The organism is Halomonas gemina (genome assembly GCF_023554995.1).
Lineage (GTDB): Bacteria > Pseudomonadota > Gammaproteobacteria > Pseudomonadales > Halomonadaceae > Halomonas > Halomonas gemina.
The window spans coordinates 50,989-63,580 of the sequence record NZ_JAMJPK010000001.1 but is presented as its reverse complement, the minus strand read 5'-3'; the positions used below and the strand labels follow the sequence as shown (position 1 = coordinate 63,580).

The 12,592-nt window shown below is 67.0% G+C and carries 14 protein-coding genes; 8 read left to right on the top strand and 6 right to left on the bottom strand.

Translation table 11 applies throughout. From position 1 onward, the window contains the following. The first annotated feature begins 61 nt into the window (after positions 1–61). From M8009_RS00315 to M8009_RS00285, 7 genes are read left to right on the top strand one after another with little or no spacing between them, the layout of a single operon-like run. A complete protein-coding gene (locus M8009_RS00315; RefSeq protein ID WP_250058776.1) occupies positions 62–1,039 on the top strand; it encodes an ABC transporter permease in 978 nt (325 codons plus the stop codon). Beyond that, positions 1,036–1,872, top strand: a complete 837-nt coding sequence (locus M8009_RS00310; RefSeq protein WP_250058775.1) for an ABC transporter permease — start codon at positions 1,036–1,038, stop codon at positions 1,870–1,872. Before M8009_RS00315 ends, M8009_RS00310 begins: the two co-directional genes overlap by 4 nt. Positions 1,873–1,893: 21 nt before the next feature. After that, positions 1,894–3,510: an ABC transporter ATP-binding protein gene (locus tag M8009_RS00305; protein WP_250058774.1), complete on the top strand. Its 1,617-nt coding sequence runs from the start codon at positions 1,894–1,896 to the stop codon at positions 3,508–3,510. A gap of 23 nt (positions 3,511–3,533) precedes the next feature. Then, positions 3,534–4,928, top strand: coding sequence for an FAD-binding oxidoreductase (locus M8009_RS00300; protein ID WP_250058773.1), 1,395 nt, complete (start codon positions 3,534–3,536; stop codon positions 4,926–4,928). 6 nt (positions 4,929–4,934) lie between these two features. After that, positions 4,935–5,867 carry a DMT family transporter gene (locus M8009_RS00295; RefSeq protein WP_250058772.1) on the top strand — a complete coding sequence of 311 codons (933 nt, stop codon included), beginning with the start codon at positions 4,935–4,937 and terminating at the stop codon, positions 5,865–5,867. Then, on the top strand, positions 5,864–6,307 hold the full coding sequence (locus tag M8009_RS00290) for a GNAT family N-acetyltransferase (protein WP_250058771.1): 444 nt from the start codon (positions 5,864–5,866) through the stop codon (positions 6,305–6,307). The genes M8009_RS00295 and M8009_RS00290 overlap by 4 nt, the downstream gene beginning before the upstream one ends. Before the next feature lie 54 nt (positions 6,308–6,361). After that, a complete protein-coding gene (locus tag M8009_RS00285) occupies positions 6,362–7,462 on the top strand; it encodes a pyridoxal phosphate-dependent aminotransferase (protein ID WP_250059467.1) in 1,101 nt (366 codons plus the stop codon). Positions 7,463–7,489: 27 nt separating this feature from the next. Here M8009_RS00285 and M8009_RS00280 read toward each other — a convergent pair whose 3' ends face one another. Beyond that, positions 7,490–7,678, bottom strand: a complete 189-nt coding sequence (locus M8009_RS00280; protein WP_250058770.1) for a hypothetical protein — start codon at positions 7,676–7,678, stop codon at positions 7,490–7,492. Between the two features lie 401 nt (positions 7,679–8,079). Here M8009_RS00280 and M8009_RS00275 point away from each other — a divergent pair, with 401 nt between their 5' ends. Continuing rightward, entirely contained in the window at positions 8,080–8,676 is a 597-nt protein-coding gene (locus M8009_RS00275; RefSeq protein ID WP_250058769.1) for a VOC family protein, read from the top strand. Between the two features lie 65 nt (positions 8,677–8,741). On the opposite strand, the gene M8009_RS00270 is transcribed toward M8009_RS00275, so the two are convergent. Genes M8009_RS00270 through M8009_RS00250 form a run of 5 tightly spaced genes read right to left on the bottom strand, consistent with a single transcriptional unit; the run spans position 8,742 to position 12,580 of the window. Further along, entirely contained in the window at positions 8,742–9,479 is a 738-nt protein-coding gene (locus M8009_RS00270) for a lipoyl protein ligase domain-containing protein (RefSeq protein WP_250058768.1), read from the bottom strand. Positions 9,480–9,522: 43 nt separating this feature from the next. Continuing rightward, positions 9,523–10,278, bottom strand: coding sequence for a 2-oxo acid dehydrogenase subunit E2 (locus tag M8009_RS00265; protein ID WP_250058767.1), 756 nt, complete (start codon positions 10,276–10,278; stop codon positions 9,523–9,525). Between the two features lie 11 nt (positions 10,279–10,289). Beyond that, positions 10,290–10,526, bottom strand: a complete 237-nt coding sequence (locus tag M8009_RS00260) for a lipoyl domain-containing protein (protein ID WP_250058766.1) — start codon at positions 10,524–10,526, stop codon at positions 10,290–10,292. A gap of 15 nt (positions 10,527–10,541) precedes the next feature. Then, positions 10,542–11,576, bottom strand: a complete 1,035-nt coding sequence (locus M8009_RS00255) for an alpha-ketoacid dehydrogenase subunit beta (protein ID WP_250058765.1) — start codon at positions 11,574–11,576, stop codon at positions 10,542–10,544. 17 nt (positions 11,577–11,593) lie between these two features. Further along, positions 11,594–12,580 (bottom strand): thiamine pyrophosphate-dependent dehydrogenase E1 component subunit alpha, encoded by a 987-nt coding sequence (locus M8009_RS00250; protein ID WP_250058764.1) that lies wholly within the window; start codon positions 12,578–12,580, stop codon positions 11,594–11,596. Positions 12,581–12,592: the final 12 nt, after the last annotated feature.

The window sequence follows — 12,592 nt, the reverse complement described above, 5'->3', positions numbered from 1 at the left end:
CGGCCCTCGCGGCCGCCCTTGTGCCGTTCCACAGCGTCCCACGTCGCCAGGGGGTAGTGGCATGCTCTATGCCAGACTGATCGTGTCACGGCTGTTCAAGGCCGTGATCGTGCTGTTCATGATCATCATCTTCAACTTCTTCCTCATCCAGATGGCGCCAGGCGACCCGGCCGCCATCCTGGCCGGCGAGGCCGGGGCCACCGATGCGGAGTTCCTGCGCCAGCTGACCGAGCGCTTCGGCCTCGACCAGCCGCTCCACGTGCAACTGTGGCGCTATGTCTCCGGGGTGGCCATGCTCGATTTCGGCTTCTCCTACCGGCAGCAGGTGCCGGTGCTCGACCTGATCCTGGCCCGTCTGCCGGCCACCCTGCTGCTCACCGGAACCGCCTTCGTGCTGTCGCTGGTGCTGGGCATCGTCGCCGGTTCGCTGGCCGCGGCGCGCGTCAAGAAACCCTCGGGCTCGCTCATCATGGCCCTGGCGCTGGTCTTCTACGCGACCCCGCTGTTCTGGGTCGCGCTGATGGCCGTGGTGCTGTTCTCGGTCTATCTCGACTGGCTACCGGCCTATGGCATGTACACAGTCGGCGCCGGCCTGGAGGGGTTCGCCTTCGCCCTGGACGTCGGCAAGCACCTGATCCTGCCGGCCACCACGCTCGCGCTGTTCTTCATGGCCATCTATACCCGCATGACGCGTGCCTCGATGCTCGAGGCCGCCCAGCAGGACTTCGTCAAGACGGCACGCGCCAAGGGCCTCAAGAACAGCGTCATCCAGCGACGCCATATCCTGCGCAACGCCCTGCTGCCGATCATCACCCTGGCCGGCCTGCAGGCGGGCCAGATGGTTGGCGGGGCCATCCTCACCGAGACGGTCTTTGCCTGGCCGGGTATAGGGAGGCTGATGTTCGAGGCCCTGCAACAACGTGACTACAACCTGCTGCTGGGCATCTTCTTCTTCTCCGCGGCCCTGGTGATCGTCTTCAACATCATCACCGACCTCGTCTACCGCCTGGCCGACCCGCGCATCAAGGAGGCGTCATGAACTTCTTCGCTCGCTTCGCCCAGAACCGCGGTGCCCTGGTAGGCCTGATCATCCTGCTGGCGATCATCCTGATGGCCATCCTGGCCCCGTTGCTGTTTCCCGAATCGCCGTGGCGCATGGTCCAGCGCCCCTTCCTGCCGCCACTCGAGACGGAGGGCTTCCCGCTCGGGACCGATACCATGGGGCGCAACGTCGCGGCCGGCCTGATGCACGGCGCCTGGGTCTCGCTGCTGATCGGCCTGGTCTCGACCACCGTGGCCCTGGCCATCGGCGTGCCGCTGGGCGCCATCGCCGGCTACTACGGCGGCCTCGTCGACGACGCCCTGATGCGCTTCACCGAGTTCTTCCAGACCATCCCCAACTTCGCCCTGGCCATCGTGCTGGTGGCGATCATGCAACCCAGCATCACCTCGATCGTGCTGGCTATCGCCATCGTCAGCTGGCCACCGGTGGCCCGCCTGGTGCGCGCCGAATTCATGTCGCTGCGACACCGCGAGTACGTGGAGGCGGCTCGCCTGGTCGGCCAGACCAATGCCACCATCATCCTGCGCCAGATCCTGCCCAACACCCTGTCGCCGATCATCGTGCTGGCCTCGCTCATGGTCGCCACGGCCATCCTGCTGGAGTCCGCCCTCTCCTTCCTCGGCCTGGGCGACCCCAACGTGATGTCCTGGGGCTACATGATTGGTGCGGCGCGCACGGTGATCCGTCAGGCCTGGTGGCTGAGCTTCTTCCCCGGCGTGGCAATCCTGCTCACCGTGCTGGCGCTCAACCTGGTGGGCGAAGGCCTCGACGATGCCCTCAACCCCAAGCTCGCCCGCGAGCGCTCATGAACGGCGTCCAAGGAGAACTCCATGAGTGACATCCTGTTGAGCCTTCGCCACCTGACCATCGCCCTGCCCGAGGGAGCCGACCGCGACTTCGCGGTGGAGGACGTCAGCTACGACGTGGCACGCGGCGAGATCATGTGCGTGGTCGGTGAATCCGGATCCGGCAAGTCCATGGCCGCCAACGCCTTGATGGGTCTGCTGCCCAAGGGCGTGCGGGCCACCGCTGGTGAGGTGGTCTTCGATGGACAGGACCTGCTGAGCCTTACCGAGAAACAGCATCGTGAACTTCGCGGGCTGCGCATCGGCATGATCTTCCAGGAACCGATGACCGCCCTGAACCCGCTGATGCGGGTCGGCGCCCAGATCGGCGAGGTCTTCGAGGCCCACAATCGGCTGACCCCGAGCGGGCGACAGGCCCGTGCCCTGGAACTGCTGACCGAGGTGGGCATTCCCCAGCCCGAGAAGGCCATCCGCGCCTATCCCTTCGAGCTCTCCGGCGGCCAGCGCCAGCGGGTAATGATCGCCATGGCCCTGGCCCTGAAACCCGAACTGCTGATCGCCGATGAGCCCACCACGGCACTGGACGTCACCACCCAGGCGCAGATCCTCGACCTGATCGGCGACCTGCAGCGTCGCCACGGCATGGCCGTGATGTTCATCACCCACGATTTCGGCGTGGTGGCCGAGATCGCCACCCGGGTCTGTGTGATGCGCGAGGGACGCATCGTCGAACTCGGCGAGGCCCGGGAGGTGCTGGAGAACCCCCAGCACGAATATACCCGGGCGCTGATCGAGGCGATTCCCAGCAATGCCATGCCCGCCGCCCGACAGGTCGACCAGACGGCCCCGCTGCTCGAGGTCCGTCACCTGCAGAAGGTCTTCCGCTCCCGCGGAGGGCTCTTCAAGCCCTCGCGTGAGGTCCACGCCCTTAACGACGTCAGCTTCACCATGGCGCGCGGCGAGACGGTGGGCATCGTCGGCGAGTCGGGCTCAGGCAAGTCGACACTGGGACGCTGCGTGGTCCGCCTGGAACGGCCCGACAGTGGTGAATTGCTCCTCGATGGCATCGACCTCACCAGCCTCAAGAGCGAGACCCTGCGCCGCGAACGCCGACGGGTGCAGATGATCTTCCAGGATCCCTATGCCTCGCTCAACCCGCGCACCCGGGTCGGCATGGCCATCGCCCAGGGCCCCATCGCCAACGGCGTGGACAGGCAACAGGCGCTCAAGGAGGCCGGCGACCTGCTCGACCTGGTCGGCCTGGGCGCCGCCGCGGCCGAACGCTTCCCCCATGAGTTCTCCGGTGGGCAGCGCCAGCGCATCGGCATCGCCCGGGCGCTGGCGCTCAATCCCGAACTGATCGTTGCCGACGAGGCCGTCTCGGCCCTGGACGTCTCCATTCAGGCGCAGATCCTCGAACTGCTCGAGGACCTGAAGCAGAAGCTCTCGCTATCGCTGCTGTTCATCACCCACGACCTGCGCGTCGCCGCCCAGATCTGCGACCACATCATCGTCATGCAGCACGGCCGCATCGTCGAGCACGGCAGTGCGGAAGCGGTCTTCCTCTCGCCCCAGGCGGCCTATACCCGCGAACTGCTCGAGGCCATCCCCGGCAGGGCGCACGTCCTGGCCACTGCCTGACCCACCCGGAGCCTGAACCTGTCATGGACGCCCTCTTGAAGGAGATCACCCGCATCGTCGGCGCCGGCAACGTCCTCACCGGCGACGATGTCAGTGCCCGGCGGGTCGACTGGTTGACCGGCGCGCCCTGCCGTGCCGGGGCCATCGTGCGACCGGGATCGACCAGGGAACTCGCCGAGGTGATGCGGGCCTGTCACGCCGCTCGCCAGCCGGTGGTCACCCACGGCGGCCTCACCGGGCTGGTGCACGGAACCGAGGCGGATCCCGACGAACTGGCCGTGTCACTCGAGCGCATGAAAGCCATTGAAGCCGTCGACCCGGTCAGCGCCACGCTTACCGTCCAGGCGGGGGCGCCACTGCAGAGCGTGCAGCAGGCCGCCGAGGCGGTGGGCCTGCAGTTCGCCCTCGACCTGGGCGCCCGCGGAAGCTGCACGATCGGCGGCAACATCGCCACCAATGCCGGCGGCATCCGGGTCATCCGCTACGGCATGATGCGCCAGCAGGTGCTGGGGCTGGAGGCCGTGCTGGCCGACGGCACCGTGGTCAGCTCGATGAACCGCATGCTCAAGAACAATGCGGGCTTTGACCTCAAGCAGCTGTTCATCGGCAGCGAGGGGGCACTGGGCATCGTCACCCGGGCGGTGCTGCACCTGCAGCCGCCCACTCCGGACGTGCAGACGGCGCTGGTCGCCTGCCCCTCCTTCGAGAACCTGACCGGCCTGCTGGGCCACCTGGGCCGCCAGCTCGGTGGCAGCCTGGCCGCCTTCGAGGCGATGTGGCAGAGCCACTATCGGCTGCTAACCCAGGAGAGCGGCCGGCACACGCCACCGCTGTCGCCCGAAGCGCCCTTCTACGTGATCCTCGAGTCGCTGGGGAGCGACCCGGAGAGCCATGGCGCCCAGTTCGCCCTTGCCCTGGAGCGCGCCCTGGAAGAGGGCCTGATCAGTGATGCGGTCCTCGCCCAGTCCGACGCTCAACGCCAGGCCCTCTGGGCGATTCGCGAGGACATCGAGGGCCTGATACAGGCCCTCTCACCGCTGTTCACCTTCGACGTCAGCCTGCCGATTCCGGAGATGCATCGCTATATCGTCGACCTAGAAGCGGCCCTGGCGCGCGACTGGCCTCGGGGCCGCATGGTCACCTTCGGTCATCTGGGCGACGGCAACCTGCATATCTCCATTACCGTCGGGAGTGCCGACCCGGCGGCCCGTCGCGCCGTCGAACGTCTTGTCTACACGCCGCTCGCCGAGCTTGGCGGCTCGGTATCGGCCGAGCACGGCATCGGGTTGGAGAAACGCGACTACCTGTCCCTGTCGCGCACCGTCGAGGAGATCACGCTGATGCACACCCTCAAGCGAGCCCTTGACCCGCACGGGTTGCTCAACCGCCACAAGGTGCTCGCGCCGGTGGACGGTTGACGCTCGATGGAACGCTTTCTCATCGACCGTCTGCCGCTCGCGCTCGCCGCCCGCCCGGCACTCGGCTCGCTGGCCTTGATCCTCGCCATCGGGCTCTTCTGGGGCGGCAACTGGCCGGCGGTGCGCTTCATCCTCCGCGACCTGCCACCCTTCACCCTGCGCGCCATCGGCTTTACCGCTGGCGCGCTGGTGCTGCTGGGCTGGGCCCGCTGGCGCGGCATACCGCTTCGCGTGGAGGCGAGGGAGTGGCCTTGGCTCGCGGTCACCGGGGTTTTCACCATTCTCGGCTTCAACCTGGCGACGGCCTTTGGCCAGCTGCGCATGCCGACCTCACAGGCGGCGATCATCGCCTTCAGCATGCCGTGCTGGGCATTGCTGATGGCCTGGGGGCTACTCGATCAGCGCATCACACGGCGTCAGTGGTCGGGGCTCGCATGCGGGCAGGCAGGCCTGCTGATCCTGCTCGGCCCGGCCGCCCTGGCAGGCGGCAGCCAGGGCCTGGCAGGGCCCTTGATCATGCTGGGGGCAGCACTTTCCTGGGCCCTGGGCACCGTGCTGATCAAGCGCCGCGGCACGTGGCAAAGCCATGCGGTCGTGATCACCGGCTGGCAGTTCGCCCTCTGTGCCATCCCCATGATCGTGATGATGGTCGCCATGGAGCCGATGCCTCGCCCGAGCGACTGGCACACCACGACCTGGTTGGCACTGGCTTATCACCTGCTGTTCTCGATCACCATCGCACAGATGCTGTGGTTCATGAACGTCAACCGCTTGTCCATCGCCCAGGCCACCATCTCGACCCTGATCATCCCGACCGTTGGCGTGTCGAGCTCCATCCTGTTGCTCGGCGAGCCGTTGAGCGCCAAGGTATTCATCGCCCTGCTGCTGACGCTGGCAGCCGTGGCGATCGTCATGCTGCACAGGAGGCCTTCCACATGACACTGACCATCAGCGTTCCGGGCACCACCGATCACGACGACTGGCAGCGCCTCTACCGCGGCTACGCCGAGTACTATGGCATGCCCATGAGCGAATCGACGCTGACCACCGTCTGGGACTGGATCCAGGATGGCACACGCTTGCAGGGACGCCTGGCACGCGACGCGAACGGCCAGGCGGTGGGGCTGATGCACTTTCGTGCCATGCCGTCCCCACTGCGCGGGAGCACCGTCGGCTTCCTGGATGATCTCTTTGTCGACCCGGCATATCGCGGCACGGGTGCCGTCGATGAGATGATGGAGGCACTGCGCCAAGAGGCACGCCAGCAAGGCTGGCCCTTCGTGCGCTGGATCACCCGCGAGAACAACTATCGTGCACGGGGCGTCTATGACCGCTGCGCCGAGCGAACCGATTGGGTGACCTACCAGCTCGATGCCTAGTTTTCGGAAAAAGCCTTGGCGACCCCACTGTCCATGACCTATCTGGAGGATTCGATGCCCCGTTTCCCCGACCACCTGACCGGCGACGGCCCCACCAATCCCTTCCCCGGGATCCGCGTGCTGGAGCGCCGCCTGGGCCGCGAGATCCCCCACCGCCTGGGCTCCAACGAGGGACTCGACATGCCCCACCGCGCCCTGCGCGCGCACTTCGGCGACGCCATGGTCGAGCATGCCTACTGCTATGGCGACTCCGAAGCGCTGGGCGTCCGCCAGCGGCTCGCCGAGCAGCAAGGCATCCCGCTCGAGGCGCTGCTGGTCGACGCCGGGGCCGACAGCCTGATCGCCCTCGCCCTGCGCACCGTGGCCGAACCCGGCACCGCTGTGGTGGCCACCGCCGGCACCTACCCTACCTTCGGCTACTTCGCGCGGGGCCAGGGCTGCCGGCTGGTCGAGGTCCCCTACCAGGAGGCGCCGGGCCGCCTCGCCCCGGACCTCGAGGCCCTCTCGGCCACCGCCCGACGCGAGCAGGCCCGGCTGGTCTACCTGGCCAATCCCGACAACCCCAGCGGCCACCTGCACGACGACACGGCCGTTCGCCGCCTGCGCGAGACGCTGCCCGACGACTGCTGGCTGCTGCTCGACGAGGCCTACCACGACTTCCGCGAGGATGCCGAGACCCCCTTCGCCCGCGAGGTGCTGCCCGGCGTGATCCGCCTGCGCACCCTCTCCAAGGCCCATGGCATGGCGGGGCTGCGCATCGGCTATGCCATCGCCGAGCCCGAGACCCTGGCGATGATGATGAAGGTGCGCATCCACTATGCGGTCTCGACCCTGACCCTGGCCGCGGCCGAGGTGGTACTGGACCATCCCGACGAGACCCGCGAGCACATCGCCGCGGTGCTCAAGCGCCGCAAGCGCCTGACCGAGCACTTCCGCGGACTCGGCGCCGAGGTCTTGCCCAGCGCCACCAACTTCATCGGCATCCGGCTGCCCAGCGCCGAGCTCGCCGAGCGGGTCAACCGCGAACTGCTCGAGGCCGGGCGGCTGATTGCGCGCCCGGCCCACCCGGACCTCGGCCATGTGCTGCGCATCACCGCCGTGGAAGATGCCCTGGTGCCCGGGCGACTGCAAATCCTGGAAGACGCCCTGCGCTGAGGGCGTCGCTCGACGGGAAAGCGGTGCTCAGCAGCGGCCCTGCATCCGCAATCCCGGCGGGCAGAAGCCGCCGCCGCGGTCGGAGTGGGCATGGCCGCGGTCGTCGTCGATGACGACCAGTGGCTCGGACTGGATGCGCGCGGGGGTGTAACTGCAGCCGGCCAGCAACAGGCTGGCGCCAAGCAGGCAGATCAGCAGCATCAGGCGTCGGCTCATGGGAAACCTCCATGTCGAGATGGTGTGGGGGCATTCTAGCGGACCCTGGCTGCCCTACCCATGTGGTGCAGGAACGACACCGCCGTCTTCATTTTGCGACAACCGCCCACCGGGACGCGGCCGAGCACCTTGCGTCCGCCGACAACGCCACCCTGACGTCTTGACCGACTGTAACGACTGTAATGTGACAGCTGTGACATCGGTGTATCGATCGTGACACCTGGCCATTCCCCTCCCCCTCTCCTCGTCCCCCTGCTATAAAGATTCTCGTATAAACAAGGCATTAAAAAATAATACGGCGTAAATACTGCTGGCATGGCGATTGCTCGGGTATCCGTGACTCCCGCGACATGTCGCGGGAGTCACCGAGACAACAATTCCATAAGACACGGAGCCATCCCATGACCATGACCCCGAAGCGCACCATGCTCGCCCCGGCCCTACTACTGGCGCTGGCCACTCAGACCGCCCAGGCCGAACTGCCCGGCCTGCAGGGGCCACAACACTTCGGCTTTACCGTTCCTGACCGACAGGCCGCCGTGGACTTCTTCGTCGACGTGATCGGCTGCGAGGCCTTCTTCACCATCGGCCCCTTCGGTCCCTTCGACGACGACTGGATGGTCACCAACCTGAACGTCCACCGCGAGGCGACGATACCGGCCGCCCACCTGGTGCGCTGCGGAGACGGCACCAACCTGGAAATCTTCGAGTACACCGCTCCGGATCAGCGCACCGAACAGCCACGTAACAGCGACATCGGCGGGCACCATATCGCCTTCTATGTCGACGATATGGATCAGGCCGTCGCCTATCTGAAGGAGCAAGACGTCAAGGTGCTGGGTGAACCCCACACCTTTACCGAAGGCCCGATGGAAGGTCTGACCTGGGTCTACTTCATGGCGCCCTGGGGCATGCAGCTCGAGATGGTCAGCGTGCCTTTCGGCAGCATGGGGTACGAACAAGAGCATCGCGGTCGTCTCTGGGACCCGCGTCACTGACGGTAAGACGGCGGCACGGCCGGTGCCGCCTCAACGACTCCCCTCTTCTGCCCCCTCACGATGAGTCATGAGCCCTCCTCCGGGACGACGTGCCATGCCAACACTCGTGCGACCAGTCGGGGAATGGCGGGTTCGAGTTGCAGGTCGGGCAGGACGTCGCGCAGGGCGATGTGACTCCCTGCCTGGAAGCGCAGGGGATCGTCGATGGCCGCCTGGAAGGCATTGACCACGGCGACCAGCTCGCCGGGGGTGTCTTCCACCTGCATGGCGCCGTGGACCAGCAAGGCCATGTCGCGACACCCCCTCACCCGCCGCCAGCGCTGGGCGGTGCCGACCAGCTTGCGTGACGCGATGCGCACGTTGTAGCGCCCATCGCAATAGGCGCCAGGTGCCGGGCCCAGATCGGCCGAGGTCACCCCGAGGGAAGCAAGCCAGTCACACCAGGGGTCACCCAGGCGTCGATAGCCCCAATCGAGGTGTGCGGCCGAGTCGCCTACCCGGCAGCGTATGGCCAGCGCCAGGTTGACCACCGCCGGACTCTGGGGCACCGGGGTGCCACCGGTGGCGCGAAACTGGATCGGCCAAGCCATTGCAGCGAGACGGCGCCGGGCATCGGGGAAGCCTGCCAGGCGCTGGTGGCGGCGCGGCATCACCAGGGCGCGGTCGGTGGGCGACCAGGCCAACCCGGCGAGCGACGTGTCACCCTGGCACACCGCCTCCAGCAGGGCTTCCTCGGCGGCGAGGCCCTCCTCCACCGAGGGACGCTGCAAGCTCATGGGGGTACTCTCGGGCCTGCCGATCATGGGTATCCTCCTGGCCAGTGGTCGGGTCAGGGCCCGGTGCTCATTATTGCTCGTCGAGTTCCGCGTCGAAGGCGTCCGGCGCCAGTGTCTCGACACGCTCGCAGAGCGCATCCAGGAAAGCCGCCGCCGGCTCGCCGTTGACCGCGCGATGGTCGAAGGTCAACGACAGGCCGATCACCTCGGCGGCTCGCCAGCCCCCGTCATCGTCCGGTACCAGCCGCACCTGGGTACCGCCGATACCGAGGATGGCCACTTGCGGGACATTGAGGATGGGCGTGAAGTGGTGCACCCGGGAACGTCCCAGGTTGGAAACGGTGAAGGTGGCTCCGGTCAGCTCGCGCACGCCGAGTGTACCGGCACGGGCCTGCGCCACCAGGTCGCGGCGCGCCTCGGGGAGTGCCCCCAGCATGATCGTCTGGGCGTCGAACAACGCCGGCGCCAGCAGCAGGTCGCCGGGTAGCGGGATGGCCAGACCCAGATGAACGCCTGGGTGCTCGGTAATGCGATTGTCCTCGAGGGTGGCGTTCAGTATCGGGAAGTCCGGCAATGTCTGCACCACCAGACGCAGCAGCACGTCCTGAACCGAGGGGGACGGTAACCCGGCATCCCGGCAATGCGCGCGCAGGGCGTGGACGGCCCCGAGCTCGGCGCCGGCATGGTGGGTCAACTGAGCGGTCGATTGCAGACTCTCGCGCATCCTGGTGGCGATCATGCCGCGCATCCCGCGCAGGGGAATCTCGCGCGGCTCGAGCCGGTGCGCCGCCCTCTCGGCGGCGCTGGGTTGAGTGTCGAGTGGCATCGGTGGCCTCCTCAGTCGTCCAGGCTGGCGATGGTGGTGCCCTTCTCGACCACCTCGTCTTCCTGCTTGGTGATGGTCAGCCGGCCGTCGGCCGGTGCCTCGATCTCGTACTGGGCCTTCTCGACCATGACCTCGGCCACCAGGTCGCCCTGGCTCACCTGGCCGCCGTCATTGACCAGCCAGGCGGTGATCACGCCCTCGTTGTCACCTTCCCACAGATCCTCGGGTACGGTAATCGCGGTGCTCATAGACGGTGTCTCCTGTTACTGGCTCATCATCTGGTGGAAGGCGTCGACGATCTTGTCGGCATTGGGCAGCGCCCACTGCTCCATGGTCGGGGCGAAGGGAATCGGAATGTCCGGGTAGGCGACGCGTCGGGGCGCGGCCTTGAGGCAGGCAAGGTCGTGCTCGGCCACACTGGCGATGATCTCGCCGCTGACCCCAAAGCTGTGGTAATCCTCATCGACCACGATCAGCCGGCCGGTCTTGGCCACCGAGGCACGCACCGTCTCGCGGTCCAGCGGCACCAGGCTTCTCAGGTCGACCACCTCGGCATCGACGCCCTCCTCGCCCAGCGCCTTGGCGGCGCGAAGGCAATGATGCACACCGGCACCGAGACTCACCAGGGTCACGTCCTGGCCTATCTTCGCCACCGCGGCCTTGCCGATCTCGACGGTATAGCTCTGCTCGGGCGTCGCCACGGTGGCGCCCTTCTCGGTGCCCAGCCAGCCCATGCCCTGCAATGACTTGTGGTACATGAAGACCACCGGGTTATCGTCGCGGATCGCCGCGGTCATCAGGCCCTTGGCATCATGGGCATTGCTCGGCACCACCACCTTCATGCCCGGCAGGTGGGCGAAGGTGCCATAGAGGCACTGGGAGTGCTGGCCGCCATCGGAATAGCCGCCGCCTGTGGACGTCATCAGCACCATCGGCACCTTGACCTTGCCGCCGGAGAAGTAGGTGTTCTTGGCCATCATGTTGTAGATGGCGTCCATGCACACGCCGAAGAAGTCGACGAACATCAGCTCGACGATGGGGCGCATGCCATCCGATGCCGCGCCTACCGCAGCACCGATAAAGGCGGTTTCCGAAATGGGAGTATCTCTAACGCGTTCACCGCCGAACTCGTCATAGAGACCCCGGGTATTACCGAAGACGCCACCCAGGGGGCCCACGTCCTCGCCCATCACGAAGACCGACGGGTCGGCGCGCATCTCCTGGGCCGTTGCCTCGGCCATGGCCCGGGCGATGGTCAGCTTGCGAGAGCCGCTGTCAGTGGCTGTTGTGTTAGTCATGGGAACTCTCCTGAAAATCAGACGAAGACGGTCTCGAGCGCCGCCTCGGGGGGCAGGAAGTCGCTCTGCTGGGCGAAGCGGATGGCCGCTTCGACGCGTTCGCGGGCCTCGCCGACCAGCTCGGTATCGGCGGCCTCGTCGAGCAGGCCGGCCTCGATCAGCATCTGGCGATAGCGGGGGATGGGGTCGCGCTGCTGCAAGCCCTCCTTCTCGCCCTCGGGGCGATAGTCCTCGCCGTCGCCCATGAAGTGGCCGGCCAGGCGCGAGGTCTCGATCTCGATCAGCGTTGGCCCCTCGCCCTCCCGGGCCCGAGCGATGGCCTCGCCGGCGGCGGTAAACACACCCTCCACGTCGTTATCGGCGACATGCACTCCGGGCATGTTGTAGGCGCTGGCGCGCAGATCGTTGCGCGGCACGGCGGTGGAGGCCTGCTTGGCCACCGAGATGCCCCAGGCGTTGTCCTCGATGACGAACACCACCGGCAGCTTCCACACCGCCGCCAGGTTCAGGGCCTCATGGAAGGCGCCCTGGTTGGCCGCGCCCTCGCCCAGGAAGGCCACCGCCACGCCGGGCTTGCCCTGCATCTTCCGGGACAGGGCCGCCCCCGCGGCCGGACCCAGGCTCTCGCCGATGATCCCCGAGCAGGAGAAGTTCACGTCGGCATCGAAGATATGCATATGGCCGCCACGACCGCCGGAGAGACCGCTAGCCTTGCCGAAGATCTCGGCGACCATGGCATTGAGGTCGACGCCCTTGGCCACGGCGATATGGTGCGGCCGGTGGGTGGCGACGACGACGTCCTCGGCGTCAAGGTGGGCACAGACCCCCACCGCACAGGGTTCCTGGCCGTTGGAGAGGTGCATCTCGCCGGGGATCGGCCCCTTGGCCATGTTGAACACCGGGGTCTTGCCTTCCATGTAGAGCGCCTCGATGCGCTCCTCGAGATGGCGGCTGGTCACCATCTGACGATACATCCACAGCCGCTGGTCGTTGGTCGGTTGCATGAGTATCCCTCC

Excerpts from the sequence above, each read along its gene's own strand:
- M8009_RS00290 (WP_250058771.1), top strand. The coding sequence starts at position 5,864 with ATGACACTGACCATCAGCGTTCCGGGCACCACCGATCACGACGACTGG.
- M8009_RS00255 (WP_250058765.1), bottom strand. The coding sequence starts at position 11,576 with ATGACTAACACAACAGCCACTGACAGCGGCTCTCGCAAGCTGACCATC.
- M8009_RS00275 (WP_250058769.1), top strand. The coding sequence starts at position 8,080 with ATGACCATGACCCCGAAGCGCACCATGCTCGCCCCGGCCCTACTACTG.
- M8009_RS00285 (WP_250059467.1), top strand. The coding sequence starts at position 6,362 with ATGCCCCGTTTCCCCGACCACCTGACCGGCGACGGCCCCACCAATCCC.
- M8009_RS00260 (WP_250058766.1), bottom strand. The coding sequence starts at position 10,526 with ATGAGCACCGCGATTACCGTACCCGAGGATCTGTGGGAAGGTGACAAC.
- M8009_RS00250 (WP_250058764.1), bottom strand. The coding sequence starts at position 12,580 with ATGCAACCGACCAACGACCAGCGGCTGTGGATGTATCGTCAGATGGTG.
- M8009_RS00305 (WP_250058774.1), top strand. The coding sequence starts at position 1,894 with ATGAGTGACATCCTGTTGAGCCTTCGCCACCTGACCATCGCCCTGCCC.
- M8009_RS00300 (WP_250058773.1), top strand. The coding sequence starts at position 3,534 with ATGGACGCCCTCTTGAAGGAGATCACCCGCATCGTCGGCGCCGGCAAC.
- M8009_RS00265 (WP_250058767.1), bottom strand. The coding sequence starts at position 10,278 with ATGCCACTCGACACTCAACCCAGCGCCGCCGAGAGGGCGGCGCACCGG.
- M8009_RS00310 (WP_250058775.1), top strand. The coding sequence starts at position 1,036 with ATGAACTTCTTCGCTCGCTTCGCCCAGAACCGCGGTGCCCTGGTAGGC.
- M8009_RS00270 (WP_250058768.1), bottom strand. The coding sequence starts at position 9,479 with ATGATCGGCAGGCCCGAGAGTACCCCCATGAGCTTGCAGCGTCCCTCG.
- M8009_RS00295 (WP_250058772.1), top strand. The coding sequence starts at position 4,935 with ATGGAACGCTTTCTCATCGACCGTCTGCCGCTCGCGCTCGCCGCCCGC.
- M8009_RS00315 (WP_250058776.1), top strand. The coding sequence starts at position 62 with ATGCTCTATGCCAGACTGATCGTGTCACGGCTGTTCAAGGCCGTGATC.
- M8009_RS00280 (WP_250058770.1), bottom strand. The coding sequence starts at position 7,678 with ATGAGCCGACGCCTGATGCTGCTGATCTGCCTGCTTGGCGCCAGCCTG.